The sequence below is a fragment of the Janthinobacterium psychrotolerans genome (genome assembly GCF_001677885.1).
Taxonomy (GTDB): domain Bacteria; phylum Pseudomonadota; class Gammaproteobacteria; order Burkholderiales; family Burkholderiaceae_D; genus Janthinobacterium; species Janthinobacterium psychrotolerans.
Genome location: NZ_LOCQ01000026.1, coordinates 1 through 20,596 on the forward strand (window position 1 = coordinate 1; position 20,596 = coordinate 20,596).

Below are 20,596 nucleotides of genomic sequence, written 5' to 3' on the forward strand. Positions count from 1 at the left end.
GCATCGAGCGCTTGAGCTGCCTGGCGAAGCGGCGGTAGTTTTCGCAGAACTGCGTGTAGCCGTAGGTCTGGCGATCGGCATAGTCGGCGCGGTGCTCCTCCCACAAGAGCATCAACGTCATGCCCTTGCGGCGCAGTTCCTGGTGCAGGTAGCCGTAGTCGGGCTGCACGTGCTCTCGCGGGCGTTCCGGCGCAACGAGCAGGCGCCTCTCCAGCGCCGCCTCATCAATCCCCTGGACCGTCGCCCAATCCAGGCCCGCCGCTGCGGCCAGGCTAAGGTACTTGGTCACGGCAGCCTTCGACATGCCCAGTGCAGCGGCGATCTGCCGGTGAGACAACTGGGCGTCGAGCTTCAGACGCAGGACATCTTTTATCTTACGCATATTGATCCTCGGTGCGGGCACGCTATCTCCAGAAAAAAGCTGGAAGCGTACCCTCTCGGTTGCTATATGCGTAACATCATCTCGGCGTGCTACGACACCGTTCCGGTATCGTGACCGGCCATTCCGGTATCGTGCCCACTGATTCCGGTATCGTGACCAGTGATTCCGGTCACCCCATCAAACTGGGCACGATGGACCGGAATGGGTGGGCGCGATGGACCGGAATCGCTGGGCACGATGGACCGGAATCAGTGGGCACGATGGACCGAAATACCCAATATAGCCAACCAGGGCGGACAGGGTCCGCTGCTTTTGAGTAAGCGCCATTCACGGATTTAGGGCATCGCAGTACCTCAGACCGGGCAGGGAGCATGCGGACACTGTCCGCCCTGGTTGTTGCGTATTCCGGCGGGACGTGACCAGTCATTCCGGGGAACGTTACCGCTGCGCATGAGATGGCGTTACGCGGTCAAATTCTAATCTCTGCGGTCACGATGGGTCGATGTTTTTCTCCTTTTTAGCTGCTTTGGGTCGCTGGGCGCGCAGCGAATCCCCGGTCAGCGTGAAGCGGTGGTTGCGCTGCATGACGCGGTCCAGAATGGCGTCGGCGATGGTAGCGTCGCCGATCTAGGCATGCCAGTGCTCGACCGGTAACTGGCTGGTGATGATGGTTGCCTTGTTGCCGGCACGGTCGTCGATGATCTCCAGTAGGTCTGAACGAGTCATGCCGTCGATGGAGCTCCGCCCTGCTGCAAGGGAAGCCGTGTAAGCCCCAAAAGGTCTGCGTCTAGTTGAAAAATAGCAAGGTGCTCGCTTAGAATCCTGGCGTCGAGTTCACGGATTTGGCGAGGATATCCGCTGTCTGACCGATGCGTTAATAATGTGTGCAGACGCTTACCGATAGTCTTTGCACCAGGGGCGGTAATCACAAACCAAACTTTATCGACCAAGGGTGTTGGATTCTCAAAGATGCTCCGCAAAAACCAGACAAGCTTCTGCATGTCTCGTGCCCCTCGCCAGCCGTTCTCTACCTCAACCCAGATCGGGCCGACGGCGCCGTGTAACAGCAGGTCAGGAATCTTTTGAAGACTGGTACCTTCGTCATCTTTATAGCTGAATGATGACAGCTTAGCCGGGGCGCTACCTGCCCGAATTTCTAACTCTGAGTAGCCAATGTCTTCGTCTAGCCCTCGGGTCACAGCGGCATAAACGGAATTGCATACAGTGCGATGTGGATGTGCGTGGCGAAGCCAATCTCGAGCATGAGCACGTCCATTCGGCATCTCGACAAGTTCCGCGAGCGCTGCGACCCCGGCACGATTAAGTGCCAACATCATCTCGCCTGCAACAGAGTCTCCATCGCGTTTTTTCACCAAATAGCCAAGTGCGAATAGGCTGCGAATTGTACGGCCGGCCATTTTGCGACCGCTCATGTCGCACGAGCCCAATACGGCCATTGCGATCTGCCGGGTGGTTGCGTAGCCCACGTGAGCTAAGAATTTGAGCGTCTTTGCACGATACTCGCGCCCAATTTGTTGTTTGCTTTTCATTCGAGAGTTCCTTCATGTTGTCACCTTGTATAGCGAATTATTTGAAGGTGATAGCAAGTACGTGTTTAGGTACACTTGATTCTTGCTTTCTGATCGTTCAGTGAGCTTTGTTTTGTTGTTTCCTCGGATAGCTCCGCTGGTGGAAACAACGCATGCTTTGGATTCGACGCGTATTTGCAAAGCACACGGCCTTCGCCCTCCGGGCTGCGCGGAGTTGAGAACTCCTTGCGGGACAGCGTATTTGGCTTCACGGGCTGGACGCCCTACCAAATACTTCGGGGCCAGTGCCCCGATGTCCTGCGGCCCCGCGCTACGCTCGGGTTACCCGCTTTCTGCGGCGCCCAAAGCTTACGCTGTGGACGGTCCCGAGGGACTCGACCTTGTTCCTTCGGAACGCGGTCGCCCTTGAAACCAGGTAACCCGACCGCAGTCGGGGCCGGGAGCTCTCGCCCCCCGGTGGACGGTCAGCGCTTGGGGCGCTTCAATTTGACCTGGACGGTCAATTGCCCTTCCACCGGCTCCCCCGGTGGCACTGTCCCGCGTGGGCGCGGAACAGTCGCTCCGGCCGTGTGGCCTACGCGCCCCTCCGGGTGCGAGCACTTGCTGGCCGAGTGGCATGTGTTGAGTTTGTGGATGGCACCGGCCAAAGCGTTCCGAGCACATTTTCTTCGTAAATGTACCCGGGATAAAAAAGAATGAACCCAACTGAACTTTGAATGTTTGTCAAAAGGGCTTGAGATATCGGCAGAATTTAAAAATAGTGGGAAACTTTTGCAACAGATAATTTTTGCATATACTTGTAGAGGAATATGCTGCCGCAAGCTACGGCGTTAGAATTTGCAGACAGGAAATAGATAAACATTCTCGCGGGGGGGAGAGGGGGCGCCCTATGCTTCTCCCCCCCGCACCTAGGGAAACACTGATTTATTCATCGGCTGCCGTTCCCTGTAGCGCGCCGACCTGAGACAATAGCTGTCAGCACACGTAAATGCCGAAGCCAGAAAATCATGCATCTCCTCGGGACGATTTCCGTGGGATCTATAGCTCATGTAAATTGTAATGGCAGGCACGGTGCAAAATTAAGTGCTCTCAATCCTCCTCTGCCATTTGCATAACGATCACCGGATGGGCGCGAGGGTGCGGACTTCCTGGGAAGCTGGAGAAACAAATTTGGTTATGAGTCGTCGTGTTTGGCCGTTGAATCCCGTATACGCTTTCCATGCTAAAAAAGACAGGGCCATGTGCACTTTGAACAAAACCACTATAGGAATTTTGTATGAGGTTTTGAACTGTTCCCGCATGTCGTTCTACTGACAAATAGCACAGCTCCTGGCAGTCTCGCGAGATATCTTGCGCCGAAGGTCGATCTGCTGCGTCATAGCTCAAGCATTTTTCCACAATCGCTTGAAGTTCACGAGCGAGAGGAGCAAATTGGCGATTGGCAGTCATAAATAGCGGCCAAGGAGCACGATTCTTTGTTTTTACGTTGACCGCAGCATCTAAGAAAACACCAAAAGGATATTCACCGGTCAGTAATCGAAACATCATTGCACCCAAAGACCAAATATCTACAGCGGAGGTAATCTTGTCAGTCTTTTTTCTAAACATCATCTCCGGCGCCATAAAGGGAAGTGCGCCTTTAATTGTTCCAGAATTCGATTTGGTAATATCGCCACCCTGTGCCGCTTCGTCAAAAACCCCCTCTGTCAGCGTTGCGATCCCGAAGTCGGTAATTTTCAGATGATGCAAATCGACACCATTGGAAACCATAACGTTGCTAGGCTTGAGGTCGCGGTGAATGACTCCTGCGCGGTGAGATGCTGCAATGCCTTTTGCCAGATGGTGTAATACCCGTGATGCTAAGTGCGGGTCTAGAAAATTGAATGTGGATAATTTCTGTTCCAGATTTTCGCCTTCGATGAATTCTTCAATCAAATAGTCAACGCCATTTACTTGAAAATAATCCAAAGTCTTAGCTACATCATGATGATTAATTCGCGCTGCTATTTCGGCGCTCAACTTGAATCGCTTTGTTTGCTGTCCTGGTTGTGGTGTTTTAAGAGCCACGTCGATATCCAGTACCATGTCTCGCGCGCGATAGACGTCTTGCATACCGCCGCGTCCGACGTGTTCAATTATGTTATAGCGATTATCAATTATTGTTCTTGGGCTAATCATGACATTACCTCAGGATTGGAAACATCAAAAGTAACAAAGGAGCGGGGGTTTTGGTTTCCAAACGTAATTACACAGCATGCTGGCAGTTCATCACCTAAGGAGAATGGTGCATTGTTAATGGTAACGGAACCCGAGGAGCTCGTTACTGTAAATATCAGACCGTCATACTTAATTCCTATCGAACCTCGCGTCCCACTCGTCACTGTCGCAGAACGCGACTTAGCATTAATTTCATGTGTTGAACTGCCCAGAGTCAAAAGGGCGCGATGTCTTCCTTTTAATAAGTGTTTTCGAATGGTAGTTTCTATTATTGCGATACTTGGTCGATCCTGCGGCAAACGATTCAAACACGCTTCTAAGAGGTTAACAACATCGGATGGTGTGTTCGGAAGAAGCGGTTTCAGTGCTCCTCTTGCTATGGGAAGAGGCGGCCAGTTCTCAAGTTCGTCGGGCAAATCGTTGTGCACCAAACTCAGCGCCGTTGCTGCGAAGGCGTACACATCGATGGACTGATCAAAACTTACATTGGTACTTTTCCATAATTCAGGGGCCATGAATCCCGGCGTGCCAATTGCGCTGCGGGTGTTAGCATCTTTTCCTACGCTTCGTGCCAGCCCAAAGTCCAAAATTTTAACTACGCCATCATTATCAATTCTTACGTTATTGGGTTTTATATCCCTATGTATGATTTGTTCATTGTGAATTGCAAGTAAACCGCAAGATATTTGCCAAATTACGTTGAGATGGTCTATCCCACTACTATATTCAGCTGGCCCAAGATCCTTGCCTTCGATAAACTCCAATACGAGTGCCTTTTGGGGCGATGCGTCATTTGATTCAACCAGGTCAAATAGTTGCACTACATGCTTTGATCGGAGTTTAAGTAGTGCTTTTCTCTCATCGATTAATCGCCTATCATCTTGCCCGGATTTTAAAGTCTTTATAATAACTTTTCGGCTCAAGTGGGTATCCAAGCAAACAGAAATATCTCCCATACCGCCGCTGGTGCTAACGCCCGTGCTTGTGTAACGATCAGGAAGGTTCATTTATCGATTCCTATTTCCGGGTCTTCGTTTATTGGGGTGGTATCTATTTGAATCGAAAATTGATGACCCGCTTCGTCGTCAATTTGCTTTTTTCTTGAAGAGACAACGGGTTTATCTTTTTTCCCCTTCTTTTTTTCAGTCGGAGGAGTGGCTCTTTCTTTCACTTCGCGCTCCGGCTCCGTGAAGCTGGGCGACGGCGCGTAGGGAGAAGGTTCGGAGGCATCCTGCTTAATCCACGCAATCTCCAACATTCCGGACGGGTCTGCTAGTTCAATACCAGAAGCTTCGTATTTGAGCCCCAATACAACATCCTTGACATCGATTATCGCCAGGGAGGCGTTGTCAGGGGCACCACGCCACCTGACATACGTCAGTAATTGCTTGGAGGCATCAGAGACATCCTTCGTATTCAGAAGAATATCGTTTAAGACGTTCTTGTTGATGAAATGCACTCCATCCGACGTAATCAATAAACGATTAATTCCGTCAGGAATAAGTGCAATATGAGGTTTTAATCCTCTTCCCATTCCAGAAAATTGCAATAGCTCTGTTCCAGTACCGCCAACCACTTCCTCCAAATTGTCATCAACAGTAAGCCGTATAATTGGCTCTATCTCCGAATGACTTCTTCCATAAATACGGCTGTCGCCAATATTAAGAGAAATAAGCGGAGAGTTATTCGAGATAAAGATTGCAGAAAGAGTCGCGCCACCCTTGCCATCGGCTAACGAAAACACTGCCATATTTGCTTCCAAAGAAGCGGCGCGCAACATTTCTTGGGGAGGGTAATTTCTTAGGCGGACTATGGCATTAAAGAACACGGAAAGGGTTTGAACAGCACACTCTGCTCCATCGGACATCCCCCCCATGCCATCCGCAAGTGCGACTACTACAAACGGGGAACTATTTACCGATGCGCTAACGCGCATCATCGCGACACGATCTTGGTTTTCTTTCCGTGCGAGTCCCGTATCTGTTGACAATACTATTGCGGTTTCTTGAAAAGAGCTGCTGACCTTTGCCGCAGAACTAAGTCGCAACCATCGAGAAATTCTATCGTTAAGCATATTTTGAATGATTCCGGTCTATTTTAAATTGCATCACAATTTACTTGGAGATCCTAGCCGCCCAAGGCGATGCAGCGCTTATCACTGCAATTGCGTAGTAACCATGCATGCCGTAGTTTGCCATGTAAACGATGAATTTTGGCAATTCTTCCATTTTGGCGCTTTTTGTAGTTGTGGTTGGATGAACCCGTTGCCAAAAAACCACCCTCCGAAATAGCAAGAAGGTGCCGCTAGGCAGCGATGCGACACGCAGCCTGCAAATTTGATCAGGTTCGATTGCTAACCTTCGGGAAACGGGTGGGCGCGGCCTTCGATATCCATTGCGACAAACCTGAACTCGCAGTCAAGGCAGACAAGGTTACTTAAAATATTTTCGTCGATGATTGCGCCGAGACTACACCGGCATTTCCGCCGACAGCACCGCCAAGGAGGGCGCCGACCACTGCGCCGGCTAATCCATCCAAAGCGGCCCCTATTGGCCCTGCGACGAGTCCTGCGGCTACGCCAATCTCTGCACCGCTTGCGGCGCCTCCTGCCGCCCCGACGATAGCTGGACATGAGGTTGATAGGTAAAGAGGAGTCAGTACTTTAAGCGGATCGCATATTGCTTGCAAGCTTTGGTGCTCGAGTACCTAAAAAAAGGCGATTTGGGGCCCGCGAGGGCTGGAGCGAAGCGGAACCCTTTTTGCTTCACGGTGGCATGTAGGAGCGTTTTGGCCGGTCGTCCCGGCCAGCGGCGATGCCGGCCGGTTGTTGTCGCAAATTTGCAGCTACGTAATAGTCATATCCTTTGGAAATTAGTTGTCATACGTGTGCAAGACTAGATAATATACACTTGCAATTTTAAATATATTATTATGCAGATTAAATTTTTATTAAATATTTAATTTAGAATTTTTGAGAGCAAAAATTAAGGTGAGATGCTAATGGTTTTTGTAATTGTTCCGGGAATATTTTTTAGCTCAGACTCAAGCCCAGCCAACTTTTCATTCCGAGTCGAGTTTAATATTTTCTGACTTAAGTTAAAAGTGGCGAATGCTGATGATAATGCCATTGACATGGCTAACACCCTTTCAAGCTCTACTTCCTCACTTTTTATTTCATCAATATAATTTTCATTTATTTTATATCTTTTGCCAAAAGCGGCTGTATCCCAGTGATGATATTCAGACATTAATGAATAATAGTTATTGTAGAAATGTAAGAACTCGTCTCCAGCATTTGCGGCAAGGTCTTTTATGGTTTTCCCATGCCAATTTTTCTGATATTCTCCATTTTTCTTTTTAAATAACCTATCAATTTCGGGAAGCCATTTATTTATCATGTCAACTATTTCGGGTGGCGCATTTCCTTCTTTATCCATTCGTTTCTTATCATGAAGAACTGAATATAACCGCCATCTGAGACACATATCTTTATCTTTTATTGAGTTCGCCAAATAAATCGAACCCTCAAACATGCTTCGAGCCACTAAAATCAAGTCATTGTAATTATTTTCAGATAATATATTTAGACTTTTTAGCTGTTCCGCCTGTCTTTTTGAAAAAATTTTGCACATGAAATGGAGGTCATTTTTCATATCTCCTCCTAGTTCGGAAATAACTTCATTTCCGATATTTTCGGTTTTAACACAAATTTCTTTTAATAATTTCCATAATTCATTCATGCAGTCACCATATGAGAAGAACAATTAGTATTGATGGAATTCGAATTGAAAAATTATCGAAAAATATTTTTTGCAATTTAAAATTCTATTTATTTTTGAAAATATTTTTAGCGTTTATTTTGTCATCGTTTTTGTAAGGATAAACGCCAAATAATCTAGCTGTTAATTCGACGTTTGCCGACGACTACAGCGCCACGTGTAATTGAAAAGCCTACATCGCCGACGTAATTTCTATTGGATTGTGTACAATTTTCCGACTGCCCTATCGTGATTGGTATTACGTTTACAACGTCATAGCCACTCTAGTCCAATTCTTCTTACTTTTCTGCAATTAGATGAGAAAATTGCTCTAAGTCGACAAGAAGGTTATTTGAATACTCTACAACTTCTTTAAAAATAACCCCCTCTTTTTTTGATAGGTGGATAATGGGGCATAAAACCATGTAGCAACGAACTTCGTGGTCTTGAAAATTTTCCGATAGTTATTAATAGGAAATATATATTTCAAAATGGCAACTATGTTTGCATGAAATTACTTTTATGTCAAGTGGTTTGGTATCGCATCAAAATAATGGTTAGAAGCGATGCAAAGATGATATGAAATATTTTTATTTCAGTTTCTTTGCCAAATCTTCAGCGTGTAAGTGTGTGTGTAGCGCTTTAGCATATCTAAGGTCTTGTGCCCCGTGATTGCTGCAACCTCCATAACATTCAAACCTTTTTCAAATAGCCTGCTGGTGGCTTCATGACGTAAGTCGTGGAAGCGAGCGCCGATGACGTTAGCTCGATGAGGCTCACATGGGCTCGGTCTCCAGCCCATTGCACTCCTTACTGTTAATAACGGCGACATAGCCAGCGATCTTGCCTGGTTCTGGAGGCAGGACAACTTTCTCGCTGCCGCGTTCAATCTCCTCCGGCCACGTACGTTCATCCTGCTGAACCACTCCCACTCCCACTTCTAAGCTTCCAGCCTCTCTTGCAATATACTCAACAGACGTGTACCTTTCAGACAGCGCGCTTGATCGCGATGGGATAGTGGCGGCCTATGCCATGAAGGAAGAAAAATGGATGACGACGAATACGAGTTTTGGATAGATGCTTACACGCCCGAAACCATCCCGATGGAGCGATTAGCGAAGTATCTCGCCGCGCTGGCGAAGATGATGGGACATGGTTCGAGCGTTCACTTTGACCGCTTGGAGACTGGCAGCACAAAAAGTCTGATGAAAGTTCAGCGAGAAGACGCCCCCAAGGTGTTTGATCGGGTTGAGCTTATCGCTAAGCGACAAGCTGCTAATGACGCCACGGCGGCGTTTGATGAGTTGAATTCACTGCTGCGCGATGACAGTGCAGTCGGAAAGTTGAGCCGGAAGACTCCAGATTCGCAGACCTCTGCGGTTGTACTGACCTTCTTGGGCAGGGAGCTTCCGAAGCCTGCCACATACGGCCCGTTCAACGAAGATGCTGTAGTTGAAGGGGAGCTTGTCAGGATCGGTGGCAAGGATAAGAGCGCGCATGCGCTGATTGTCGATCCTGAAGGCAAATCGTGGTCAGGGGAGATGGATAGAGATTTAGCTCGTGACATGGCACAGTACCTCTATAAAGGGACAGTGCTACGTGTTTCAGGTGAGGCCCGATGGGAACGGTTGGAGGATGCTTCGTGGCGTCTGATGGTGTTCAAAATTAAGAGTTTCGAGGTACTTGCCGACGATACGTTAGAGCAGGCTACAAAGCGACTGCGGAGCCTTCACAAAACAGACTGGGATAACGTCGGTGACGTTGATGCGTTTATTACTGCCTCGCGCGGGGAAAGTGACGGGTTGCACTGATGGTCGTATTTGATACTTCAATTCTGGCGCTTGCTTTTGACGAAAATGCCAATCCTCCGACTGACCCGGCGACAGGTGAATTGCTTACGCAGTGTTCCGCGCGAATCGACTATTTAATCAAGTCTTTGAGTACGGCAAAAACTCGCGTGCTTATTCCTACGCCCGTAATGGCGGAATATCTGGTCCGTGCAGGGATGGACAGAGATAAGCGCCTTACTGAACTGACCGGTTCGCGTGTCTTCGTAATTGCGCCGTTCGATATTCGAGCTGCCGTCGAGTGTGCTGGCATTGAGGATGCGGATTACGTAAGGCTACGCGCTGTGCCAGAAAGTGAAACCAAGGCAAAAGTGAAGTTCGACCGGCAGATCATTGCTACTGCTATCGCACGCAGTGCCACGGTCATTTACACCGGGGATATTGGACTTGCTTCCCGCGCTAAGCGTAACAACATTGAAGTTGTGATGACTTGGGAGCTCTCTTTGCCGCCTGTCGATCCTCAGTTTGAGCTTCAGTACGGGGAGGAGGAGATGGGACACGTCGCGGTTCTATCCGCGCAAAGCATGGGCGAGTAGCCGCAGCTCGTTGTCATGGGTATGCAACTGGATAACAGTCATGAGCTTGGGAAAAATCTTGGGAAAAATTATCCGCGATTTTCTTCCCAACCTTTCCTTCGCTTGCCTAATTCTGCAGGTGAGAATATGATGTAGATTCAAGGAGTTACAGTAAAATAAGCCAGTTTTCGTAATCGTCTAACGAGCCTCCGAAGCCAAGGGTCGTGGGTTCGATCCCCGCCAGCCGCACCAGTTTTTCCCCACAAAAATCAACTACTTAGCGGTTGCATTGGTTTGCAATTTAATGCGTTATTTCAAATATTCTTGCACATTCAGTGTGCACAATTGTGCCAGTACTTACGATACCAGGTAGTCAGACGAAATTTATTGTGCATGCAGTGCCGACGTCTTTCCATCAGCGATTTCACTTCGCTCGGCAATTCGCTGCTTTCAGCCCGGTGTAACTGCGCCAGAAATACTTGGCGTGCTTACACAGGATCTCGATGCGATTCAGTTCCGGACTGTAAGGGTGCAAGTAATACAGAACCGTCCCTGTGCCATCCATTTTCTGAAGCATTCGCGAACCCGCCGTCAGGATGCCTGCTGATGGTGATCTCCGTGACGGTGTCTGGTTTTGAAAAGACGGGGAAGGCCACACTCGAAACGTTGTTGCGCCTTGTCGTTGCCTTGGGTCTGACAAAAGAACTCGAATCGCTTTTTTTGCAGAAGCCGACGTCAATCAAGGAGCTAGAAGAGGCCAGCAGGCCGCTACGCCAACGTGTCCCTCGGAAAAAGATGTCATGAAAAAGCTCAACATCAATTTTTGCGGATGGGGTCATCACTGGCACCTCGCCACGCTTGCGCACGAAGGGCGTGCTCTCCTGTTCGAATACTCTGATGTAGCACTGCAGCGCGGTATCGAGCTATCGCCAAGATACTTGAAACTGCGCAAAGTGGCCTATTCGGATTTTCCGAGCACCCAGGACAACTTGCCGGAGCTGATAGCCGATTCCTTGCCTGACGGCTGGGGCCGGCTCTTGATGGACCGCTGCTTCCAAAAGGATGGGCGCGACCCGGCCGGCATTTCACCGCTGGATCGACTGGCGTTCATCAATGATCGCGCGCTGGTATTTACGTCAGGGGGCGATTCTGCTGGTAACTCGCGCCATCCCGCCAAGCCACTGCGGCCGCCAGCTCAGCGTCAGGGCCACGGCCACGATGGCGGCGCCCACCAGCATGACCCACAAGATCAGCCCGAAGCCGGCGCCATGGCCCGCCATGCACAAGACGCCGGCCAGCATCAGCATGGTAGTGGCCACGTAGCGCCAGCGGTGCGCAAGCCTGGTTGCCGGCGGCATGCCGGCGCGGCGCCAGTGTTCCTCCTGCGATAGCGCGAGCAAGGCCAGCGCCAGGTAGCAGGCTGCGGCGGCCGCCAGGGTCAGCAGAGACTCAAGCATGGACGACCTTTCCTTCCAGATTACCCAGGCGGCGCGCGGCCGTGGCGGCCAGCGCTGCCAGCAGAAGCAGCATCAGGTCCATGCCCAGCACGCCATAATGGCCGGCGGCCAGCGCCTGCAGCGGATGGTCGCCGGTGCTGATCCAGTTGAGGAGCACGGCCAGCGGCGCCAGGGCGGCGGTCAGCCAGCACTGGTCGCGCCAGGCGTGGCGCGCGCGCAGCCAGCCGTGGATAAAGGTGGCGCTCCAGGCGAGGTAGAACACGCCTATTTCCACCGTGGCGCGCGGCCAGCCTTGCCAGGCCAGGTCGAGCGGCAGCAGGCGGTTGGCGCTGAAGAAGGCCAGGGTGGCGAGGATGATGCCCGTCACGCTGCCGATTGCCAGGCCTTCGACCACGCGCACGCCGGGCAGGCCCAGCTTGGCGTGGCGGGCGCGGCGGCCTTCCAGCCAGAACAGGTAGCCGGTGGCGATCAGCACGCAGCCGGACAGGCCGCCGAGGAAATACAGCCAGCGCAAGGTCCAGTGGTTGAAGCGGATAAAGTGCAGGCCCGACATGAAACGCTGCACCGTCATCACGGGCGAGGCCTGGAAGCGGTGCAGCAGGGCGCCGGTGCCGGCGTCGAAAAACAGCTGGTCCAGGTTCATGGTGATGTCGTTCGCGTAGGAGCGGCGCAGCTCGACATAGCTGTTGGCGTCGCCCGGATGCCAGACGCGCACGAAATACGGCTGGCCGCCATGCCACTCGCGTTCGGCCACTTGAGCCATGGCGTCGATCGACGCCAGCGTGCCGGGCAGGTTCGCCTTGGGGCGCTTGTAGCGGCCATAGGCTTCGGCCATGAAGGTGCTCCTGGCTTTTTCGCTCCCGCCACCGTAGGCCGCTTCATGGGCCTGCGGAAAATAGATGGTGATAAAGATGACCAGGCCGGACAAGGTGATCAGGAAGTGAAACGGCAGCGCCGCCAGGCCGGTGAGGTTATGCAGGTCGAGCGCGCTGCGCTGCAAGCGCTTGCGCGGGCGAAAAGTGAAAAACTGGGCGATGATTTTCTTGTGGATCACCACGCCCGACACCAGCAGCACCAGCATCGCCATCGCCGCCAGGCCGACCAGCCATTTGCCGCTATCGAACCAGGCCAGGTGCAAGCTGTAGTGAAACGGAAAGATAAAGCCCGAGCCCGCTTCCGTGCCCTGGTCGGGAATAAACGCCATGGTGGTGGGGTCGAGCTGCTGCGCATGGCTTTCCTTGCCCAGCTTGTAGGAAAAGCTCAGCGCCGGTTCGCGCGGCGTGGCCAGGTCGACCCGCCACTGGCTGGCGCCAGGCGGCACCGAGGGCAGCACGGCTTGCGCGATGCTGTCGAGCGACACCGGTTGCGTGGCTGCCGGCAGGCGCGTCTGCGGCATCATCCAGCGGTCGATTTCGGCGTCAAAGACGCTGAGCGTGCCCATCCAGAAAATGGCGAACAGCACGCTGCCCATGATGACGCCAGCCCAGCTGTGCAGCCAGACCATGGATTTGCTGAAAGTGCGGTCCATGCCTTCTTTACTTTTCTAGGTCAGCAGATGGCGCACGGCCATCAGCAGCGCGGCGCTGCCGGCCAGGGTCAGCCACAGCCGGGCCGGCGAGCGCACGGCAAAACCCCACAGCAACAGCAGCAGGTAGACGATAAAACCCAGCATCGCCGCCGTTACCACCGCATCCGAGCGCGCCATGCCCAGGCGCGCCAGCACGGCGCCGGCCGTGGTGACGGCCAGGGCCGTGACGGCATAGCCGCCGCCGACGGCGCCGAGCACGCGCAGAGTCGTACTGGCGAGCATTTAAAAGCGCAGGTTGTAGCCGAGCGACAAGGTGCGTCCGCGGCCGGCGAAATAGCGTTTCGGCTCGACCAGCGCGCTTTGCGAGTAATACGTGATGTAGTCGCGGTCGAACAGGTTCGACACCGCCAGGCGCAGCTCGCCCTTGGGCAGGCGGTAGCTGGCGGTGGCGTCGACCAGGGTGTAGCCGCTGAACTCCTTGGCCGGGTCGTCAAACGTCTGGCTGAACGCATGCTGGGCTTGCACGAAGGTCTTGATGCCGCCGCGCCAGTCGGACGACCAGGTGGCGATCAGGCGGTTCGGCGCCACGTTCAGGCCGTCCAGGCGCGCGTCCAGGCTGCCGTTCTCGTCGCTGTCATAGCGGCCTTTGGTGTACGAATACGCCAGCTTGGCGCGCTGGGCCGCCGTGATGCGCAGGCCGACGCTTGCCTCCACGCCTTCGATGCGGGTTTTTTCGCGCGCCATCATGAAGGCGCCATTGACCGGCACCACGCGGGTGCCGAAGTCGGAGTCGGAGCGGAAATAGCTCGCTTCGCCATCCCAGTCGCCCTGGTGCACGCGGGCGCCCACTTCGACGCTTTTGGTCAGGATCGGTTCGAGGTTGCGCATGCTGGCGATGCTCTGGCCGGCCGTATTGATCGAGCGCAGCACGCGGCCGATATCGGGCATGCCGAAGCCTTCCGAGTAGCTGCCGAACAGGGTCACGGCCTGCACCGGCGTATAGACCAGGCCGGCGTTGACCAGGGTTTCGTTGAAGTCGAGCTTGCCGCCCGTGACCAGCACGTTTTTATATTGCGCCAGGGTGCGGTAGCTGTCGATCTGCAGGTCGGCCTTTTCCTTGCGCACACCAGCGTGCAGGGTCAGCTGGTCGAACAGCTTGTATTCGCCCTGCAAAAACAGCGACAGGTTGCGGTATTCGGACTCGGGCACGTAGGTGCGGCCGGTGCCATACAGGTCCTGCTTGCCCTTGTCGAACAGGGTGTCGAAGCCGACCGTCAGCTTCAATCGGCCATCGAGCAGGTCGTCGCGGCTCAGGCCGACCTTGCTGCCGTATTTGGACGCGACCGAGCGCGACTGGTCGTACAGGGTGCCGACCGGGGCGATGCGCGCGTCCTGGAAGGTGGCCGAATTGTCGGCGCCGAACAGGCCTTCGAATTCCTGGTTGAAGACCATGGCCGACAGTTCCATGCCGGCCAGGTTGGCGTGGCTGTAGCTGAGGCTGGACGTCCACACATCGTTCCAGGGCGCGATGCCCGGTGGCTGGCCTTTCACCGACACGCTGGGCAGGCCGGTGGCGCGGTTGCCGGCGACGGCCAGGTAGCTGGCCTTCGATTTGATCTTGTAGCGGTTGACGGAGGCCTGGATGCGCTGTTCGTCGTCGATCACATAGCCGAGCTTGGCCAGCACGTCATAGGTGCGCGAATCCATCAGGTCGCCCTGGGTGTTGTCGGTGCCGATGGAACGGCCCTTGCCGTCCAGGTACAGGCCCTGGTCTTCATACGAGGCGGCCAGCAGGTATTCGATCTGTCCCGTGCGCCCGTCCAGGCGGTAGCTGGTCTTGTAGTTCATCACATCCGAGCCGGTCTTGGCCGTCGGCGCCGTGGCCTGCACGTCGATCGACTGGTTCAGGCTGCCTTTTTCAGGGCGGCGCGTGATGATATTGATGGTGCCGCCGGTGGCGCCCAGCCCATTGATGGCGTTGGCGCCCTGGATCACCTCGATGCGCTCGACCATCGAAAAATCGATGGTATGGGCTTCGCGGCCGGTCGGGCGCATGGGGTTCGATTGCGGTACGCCATCGACCAGGATCAGCGGCGCGCGGCCGCGCAAGGTTTCGCCGGAACCATTCATCTTGCCGCGGCTGGGCGTGTACGAAGGCAACACATTGCTGAGCACATCCGAGGAATTGCCGGAAATGGCCATCTGGCGGGCGATCTCGGCCTTGCTGATGATGACCACCGTTTGCGGCGACTTGTCGGCGGCAATGTTCGAACGCGAGGCCGACACCACCACCGCCTGCATCTGGCCTTCCTGGCCGCTGTCGTCATTGGCGCTCTGGGCGAAGGCCGTGGGTGTCGCCAGCGCGCTCAGTAGAGCGAGGCAGAGACGATGGCGGGGCAGGGGAAGGCGGTTCAATAACGTCACGGGAGGTCTTTCAGGCTGGGTTGAGGCGCTGGAGGAGAACAGCCAGCGAGTCTGCGGGTCGCATGGCTTGCTATCTGAGAATGATTGTCATTATCAACAACTGTGTCCGGCGTGTCAATCGATGTCACGTTTGATGTCATGGTCGATGCTACCTTGGCGTGCATATCCAAACCGGTATCGCTGGGCCACAAAAAATGATTGGCGCGCCGCCATGCCAGCCCCTAAGATCAACGCAGGCCCGCGCGCGAGCGCGTCGCCCACCAATAAAAACCAGACCGAGACGACACTTCCATGCACACTGACGCTGCTGTTCTTTCCGTGACTTCCGCCCCGTTCGGCACCTTGCCCGACGGCTCCGCCGTCACCGCCTATACTCTCGCCAACCGCCACGGCATGCGGGTCAAGCTGCTCGACCTGGGCGCCATCATCAGCGAAGTCCATGTGCCTGACCGCAACGGCAAGATGGCCGACGTGGTGCTGGGGTTTGACAGCGTCGCGCCCTATCTGGCCAACAAGGCGTTCCTGGGCGCGCTGATCGGGCGCTTTGGCAACCGCATCGCCAGGGGCCAGTTCAGCCTCGATGGCAAAGATTACCAGCTGGCGATCAACAATGCGCCGAACCATCTGCATGGCGGCGAACAGGGCTTTCACCAGGTGCTGTGGCGGGCCGAGCCGTTTGAAACGGCCGAGGCGGTTGGCGTCACGTTGACACGCAGCAGCCCGGACGGCGAAGACGGCTATCCGGGCAAGCTCGAGGTGTCGGTGGTGTATGAGTTGAACAACGATAACGCCTTGAGCCTGCGCTATCACGCCGTGACCGACCAGGCCACGCCCATCAATCTCACCAACCACAGCTATTTCAACCTGGCGGGGCAGGGCGATATTTTGTCGCACGAGATCGTCATCAACGCCGACCGCTATACGCCGGTCGATGCGGGCTCGATTCCCACCGGCGAACTGGCCGAGGTGGCCGGCACGCCGTTCGACCTGCGCGCGGCCACCGCCATCGGCGCCGGCCTGGCGGCGCAGCACCCGCAGATCGCCATCGGCCGCGGCTACGACCATAACTTCGTGCTCAATAAACAGGCAGGCCAGCCATTGAACCTGGCGGCATTGGTACGCGAGCCGCAGTCGGGACGCGTGATGCAGGTGTATACAGAGGAACCCGGTGTGCAGTTTTACTCGGGCAACTTCCTCGATGGCAGCGCTCAGGGCAAGGGCATCACCCACACGCACCGCAGCGCCTTTTGCCTGGAAACCCAGCACTTTCCCGATTCGCCCAACCATCCTCACTTCCCGGACAGCATCCTGCGGCCGGGCCAGGAATACCGCACTGTCACGGTCTACCGCTTTTCAGCAGAGTAAGTCCTGATCATCAACGCGCTGTCACGCCCTGCCTGCAGGGCGTAATTGTTGCCGCTCTCGATATTCATTTCGGTATCGAAACGCTATAAAAATTGATTGGAAAGGCATGACGCCTTTCTTTAGTATCGCCACATCGCTGCCCGGGCCGATTGATGTGATCGGGCATGGCACAACCAGGAGAATGGCATGTCTGACACAAAAAAGAAGGTAACACTGCGCTCGGCCGAGTGGTTTGGCTCGCAGGACAAGAACGGTTTCATGTATCGCAGCTGGATGAAAAACCAGGGCATTCCTGACCACGAATTCCAGGGCAAGCCGATTATCGGCATCTGCAACACCTGGTCCGAACTGACGCCATGCAATGCGCACTTCCGCAAGCTGGCCGAGCACGTCAAGCGCGGCATCCTGGAGGCGGGCGGTTTTCCGGTCGAATTCCCCGTGTTTTCGAACGGTGAATCGAATCTGCGTCCGACCGCCATGCTCACGCGTAACCTGGCTTCGATCGACGTCGAAGAATCGATCCGCGGCAATCCGATGGACGGCGTGGTATTGCTGGTCGGCTGCGACAAGACCACCCCGGCGCTGCTGATGGGTGCGGCGTCGGTCGACATTCCGACCATCGTCGTCACCGGCGGCCCGATGCTGAACGGCAAACTGAACGGCAAGAACATCGGTTCCGGCACGGCCGTATGGCAGTTGCACGAGCAGGTCAAGGGCGGCGAAATTTCCATGCACGAATTTTTGGCCGCCGAAGCGGGCCATTCGCGCTCGGCCGGCACCTGCAACACCATGGGTACGGCCTCGACCATGGCCTGCATGGCCGAATCGCTGGGCACCTCGCTGCCGCACAATGCCGCGATTCCAGCGGTGGACGCGCGCCGCTATGTGCTGGCGCATATGTCGGGCATCCGCATCGTCGAGATGGTCAATGAAGACCTGAAACTGTCGAAGATACTGACCAAGGAAAATTTTGAAAACGCGATTCGCGTCAACGCCGCCATCGGCGGCTCGACCAATGCCGTGATCCACCTGAAAGCGATCGCCGGCCGTATCGGCGTCGACCTGGAACTGGAAGACTGGACCCGCGTGGGCCGTGGCATGCCGACCATCGTCGACCTGCTGCCATCGGGCCGCTTCCTGATGGAAGAGTTCTATTACGCCGGTGGCTTGCCGGCCGTGATCCGCCGCATGGGCGACGGCAATCTGCTGCCCAACCCCGACGCGCTGACCGTCAACGGCAAGTCGCTGTGGGACAACTGCAAGGATGCGCCGATCTACGACGACGAAGTGGTGCGCACGCTGGACAATCCATTGCTGAAAGACGGCGGCATCTGCATTCTGCGCGGCAACCTGGCGCCACGCGGCGCCGTATTGAAACCGTCGGCCGCGACGCCGGCGCTGATGCAGCACCGCGGCAAGGCCGTGGTGTTCGAAGACTTCGAGCACTACAAGTCGCGCATCATGGATCCGAACCTGGAAGTGGACAAGGACTCGGTGCTGGTGATGAAAAACTGCGGCCCGAAAGGCTATCCCGGCATGGCCGAAGTGGGCAATATGGGCCTGCCGCCGAAGCTGCTGGCAGCCGGCGTGAAGGACATGGTGCGTATTTCCGACGCGCGCATGAGCGGTACCGCCTACGGCACCGTGGTGCTGCACGTGGCGCCCGAAGCGATGGCCGGCGGCCCGCTGGGCATCGTGCAGGATGGCGACTGGATTACGCTCGACTGCGCCGGCGGCCTGCTGAACCTGGACATCACCGACGAAGAAATGGCGGCTCGCCAGGCAGTGCGCGTGCGCGGCAGCGCGCCGGGTCCGAAGACCGGCTACCAGCAGCTGTATATCGAACACGTGCTGCAGGCCGATGAAGGCTGCGACTTCGACTTCCTGGTCGGCCCGCGCGGTTCGGCCGTGCCACGCCATTCACACTAAGCCTACTCAAGCGAGAGACACTGACATGTTGCTGATTCAATTCAAGAACGAACAAGGCGGCCGCCAGGTCGGCCTGCTGCAGGACGACGTCGTCACCATCATCGACGGCTACGACAGCACCTATGCGCTGGCGCAAGACGCCATCCGCGGCAAAACCGGCCTGGCCGCGCTGGTCAACGCCAGGCTCGGCAGCGCTACCGCTTCCTACGCGCAAATCGCCGCCGCCGGCCGCATCCTGCCACCGCTCGACCACGCCGACGAAGCGCACTGCTACGTGACCGGCACCGGCCTGACCCACCTGGGCAGCGCCGGCGCGCGTGACGCCATGCACAAGAAAATCGGCGGCGACGCCGATTCCTTGAGCGACTCGATGAAAATGTTCCGCATGGGCGTAGAAGGCGGCAAGCCGGCCAACGGCACCGCCGGCGCCCAGCCCGAATGGTTCTACAAGGGCGACGGCTCGATCGTGCGTGCCGGCGGCCAGCCGCTGGGCATGCCCGACTTTGCACTCGACGGCGGCGAAGAGCCGGAAATTGCCGGCCTGTACGTGATCGGCGATGATGGCCAGCCGTACCGCGTCGGCTACGCGATTGGCAATGAATTTTCGGACCATGTCACCGAACGCCAGAACTATCTGTACCTGGCGCACTCGAAACTGCGCATGTGCAGCGTTGGCCCGGCCCTGCTGGTGGGCGAGCTGCCCGAGCATATCGACGGCACCTCGCGCGTGCTTGACGCGTCCGGCAAGGTGCGCTGGGAAAAGGCGTTTGTCAGCGGCGAAACGAATATGTCGCACACCATCGCCAACCTGGAACACCATCACTTCAAGTATCCGCTGTTCAAGCGTGCCGGCGACGTGCATGTACACTTCTTCGGCACGGCCACCCTGAGCTTTGCCGACGGCGTGACGGTGGCGCCGGGCGAAACGTTTGAAGTCGAGGCGCCAGCCTTTGGCCCTGCGCTGTCGAACCGCCTCGAAATCTTCCCTACCGAATTTGCGAAAGTGAGCACACTATGAGTTTCAATATCACGGGCGAAGCCCTGATCGGCGGCGTCGCCGTCCAAGGCACCGGCGCTGCATTCGAAGCGTGGGATCCGGCCACGCGCGCGCATCTCGCGCCGTCGTTCCAGACCGTCGACGCCGACCAGATCGACCAGGCTTGCCGCCTGGCCGAAGCCGCGTTCGACACCTATCGCGCCACCAGCGACACCGAGCGCGCCGACTTCCTCGACACCATCGCCGAGCAGATCCTGGCCATCGGCGACGAGCTGATCGTGCGCGCCATGACCGAAAGCGGCCTGCCGCGCGTGCGCCTCGAAGGCGAACGCGGCCGTACCGTGGGCCAGCTGAAACTGTTCGCCGGCCTGCTGCGCGAAGGTTCCTGGACCGACGCCCGCCTCGACACCGCCTTGCCGGATCGCACCCCGCCACGCCCTGACCTGCGCCTGCGCATGATCGGCCTGGGTCCGGTGGCCGTGTTCGGCGCCAGCAATTTCCCATTGGCTTTCTCGGTGGCCGGCGGCGATACCGCCTCGGCCCTGGCCGCCGGTTGCCCGGTGGTGCCGATTCTGTCGTCGATTATCGTCGGCGATGGCGGCAAGGTCAGCCGTTCGCGCGGCCTGC

Annotated in this window: 17 protein-coding genes and 3 pseudogenes; 8 read left to right on the top strand and 12 right to left on the bottom strand. The window is 55.7% G+C overall.

Going from position 1 to position 20,596, the window contains the following annotated elements:
* The 8 genes and pseudogenes from ASR47_RS00575 to ASR47_RS26275 all read right to left on the bottom strand — a co-directional run.
* Positions 1 to 403, bottom strand: a 403-nt coding sequence (locus tag ASR47_RS00575) for a transposase (RefSeq protein ID WP_150127609.1), incomplete at its 3' end; no start/stop codon positions are given.
* Positions 404 to 871: 468 nt separating this feature from the next.
* Positions 872 to 1,108, bottom strand: a pseudogene (locus ASR47_RS26255) (ATP-binding protein); the annotation flags it as partial.
* Complete coding sequence (locus ASR47_RS00580; protein WP_065305837.1) at positions 1,105 to 1,932, bottom strand: hypothetical protein; 828 nt, start codon at positions 1,930 to 1,932, stop codon at positions 1,105 to 1,107. The pseudogene ASR47_RS26255 and the gene ASR47_RS00580, both read right to left, overlap by 4 nt.
* Positions 1,933 to 3,021: 1,089 nt before the next feature.
* On the bottom strand, positions 3,022 to 4,110 hold the full coding sequence (locus ASR47_RS26260) for a serine/threonine-protein kinase (protein ID WP_082988630.1): 1,089 nt from the start codon (positions 4,108 to 4,110) through the stop codon (positions 3,022 to 3,024).
* Positions 4,107 to 5,156 (bottom strand): serine/threonine-protein kinase, encoded by a 1,050-nt coding sequence (locus tag ASR47_RS26265; RefSeq protein WP_082988631.1) that lies wholly within the window; start codon positions 5,154 to 5,156, stop codon positions 4,107 to 4,109. The genes ASR47_RS26260 and ASR47_RS26265 overlap by 4 nt, the downstream gene beginning before the upstream one ends.
* The gene (locus ASR47_RS26760) at positions 5,153 to 6,223 is read right to left on the bottom strand and encodes a PP2C family protein-serine/threonine phosphatase (RefSeq protein WP_150127610.1); all 1,071 of its coding nucleotides are present in this window, start codon (positions 6,221 to 6,223) and stop codon (positions 5,153 to 5,155) included. The genes ASR47_RS26265 and ASR47_RS26760 overlap by 4 nt, the downstream gene beginning before the upstream one ends.
* A gap of 910 nt (positions 6,224 to 7,133) precedes the next feature.
* Positions 7,134 to 7,889, bottom strand: a complete 756-nt coding sequence (locus ASR47_RS26765; protein ID WP_150127611.1) for a DUF5677 domain-containing protein — start codon at positions 7,887 to 7,889, stop codon at positions 7,134 to 7,136.
* A gap of 608 nt (positions 7,890 to 8,497) precedes the next feature.
* Positions 8,498 to 8,667, bottom strand: a pseudogene (locus ASR47_RS26275) (tyrosine-type recombinase/integrase); the annotation flags it as partial.
* Positions 8,668 to 8,953: 286 nt separating this feature from the next.
* On the opposite strand from ASR47_RS26275, the gene ASR47_RS00590 reads away from it, so the two are divergent.
* From ASR47_RS00590 to ASR47_RS26280, 4 genes and pseudogenes are all read left to right on the top strand, one after another.
* Positions 8,954 to 9,718 (top strand): hypothetical protein, encoded by a 765-nt coding sequence (locus ASR47_RS00590; RefSeq protein ID WP_065305839.1) that lies wholly within the window; start codon positions 8,954 to 8,956, stop codon positions 9,716 to 9,718.
* Positions 9,718 to 10,290 (top strand): PIN domain-containing protein, encoded by a 573-nt coding sequence (locus tag ASR47_RS00595; protein WP_150127612.1) that lies wholly within the window; start codon positions 9,718 to 9,720, stop codon positions 10,288 to 10,290. The genes ASR47_RS00590 and ASR47_RS00595 overlap by 1 nt, the downstream gene beginning before the upstream one ends.
* A 585-nt stretch (positions 10,291 to 10,875) precedes the next feature.
* On the top strand, positions 10,876 to 11,073 hold the full coding sequence (locus ASR47_RS00600; protein ID WP_065305841.1) for a hypothetical protein: 198 nt from the start codon (positions 10,876 to 10,878) through the stop codon (positions 11,071 to 11,073).
* A pseudogene (locus tag ASR47_RS26280) lies at positions 11,070 to 11,363 on the top strand (HipA N-terminal domain-containing protein); the annotation flags it as partial. The gene ASR47_RS00600 and the pseudogene ASR47_RS26280, both read left to right, overlap by 4 nt.
* Positions 11,364 to 11,405: 42 nt before the next feature.
* Here ASR47_RS26280 and ASR47_RS00605 read toward each other — a convergent pair.
* Genes ASR47_RS00605 through ASR47_RS00620 form a run of 4 tightly spaced genes read right to left on the bottom strand, consistent with a single transcriptional unit; the run spans position 11,406 to position 15,678 of the window.
* Entirely contained in the window at positions 11,406 to 11,726 is a 321-nt protein-coding gene (locus ASR47_RS00605; RefSeq protein ID WP_065305842.1) for a DUF3325 domain-containing protein, read from the bottom strand.
* Entirely contained in the window at positions 11,719 to 13,254 is a 1,536-nt protein-coding gene (locus tag ASR47_RS00610) for a PepSY-associated TM helix domain-containing protein (protein ID WP_065305843.1), read from the bottom strand. The genes ASR47_RS00605 and ASR47_RS00610 overlap by 8 nt, the downstream gene beginning before the upstream one ends.
* 15 nt (positions 13,255 to 13,269) lie before the next feature.
* Entirely contained in the window at positions 13,270 to 13,536 is a 267-nt protein-coding gene (locus tag ASR47_RS00615; RefSeq protein ID WP_065305844.1) for a hypothetical protein, read from the bottom strand.
* Positions 13,537 to 15,678 carry a TonB-dependent receptor gene (locus ASR47_RS00620; protein WP_245714213.1) on the bottom strand — a complete coding sequence of 714 codons (2,142 nt, stop codon included), beginning with the start codon at positions 15,676 to 15,678 and terminating at the stop codon, positions 13,537 to 13,539.
* 291 nt (positions 15,679 to 15,969) lie between these two features.
* Between ASR47_RS00620 and ASR47_RS00625 the strand changes: the two genes are divergently transcribed.
* The 4 genes from ASR47_RS00625 to ASR47_RS00640 form a co-directional block, all read left to right on the top strand.
* Complete coding sequence (locus ASR47_RS00625; RefSeq protein ID WP_065305845.1) at positions 15,970 to 17,043, top strand: aldose epimerase family protein; 1,074 nt, start codon at positions 15,970 to 15,972, stop codon at positions 17,041 to 17,043.
* Positions 17,044 to 17,229: 186 nt separating this feature from the next.
* Positions 17,230 to 18,972: an IlvD/Edd family dehydratase gene (locus ASR47_RS00630; RefSeq protein WP_065305846.1), complete on the top strand. Its 1,743-nt coding sequence runs from the start codon at positions 17,230 to 17,232 to the stop codon at positions 18,970 to 18,972.
* 25 nt (positions 18,973 to 18,997) lie between these two features.
* Positions 18,998 to 19,990 (top strand): AraD1 family protein, encoded by a 993-nt coding sequence (araD1, locus tag ASR47_RS00635; RefSeq protein WP_065305847.1) that lies wholly within the window; start codon positions 18,998 to 19,000, stop codon positions 19,988 to 19,990.
* Positions 19,987 to 20,596 (top strand): aldehyde dehydrogenase family protein (locus tag ASR47_RS00640; RefSeq protein ID WP_150127613.1); only part of this gene is annotated, 610 nt, incomplete at its 3' end. The genes araD1 and ASR47_RS00640, both read left to right, overlap by 4 nt.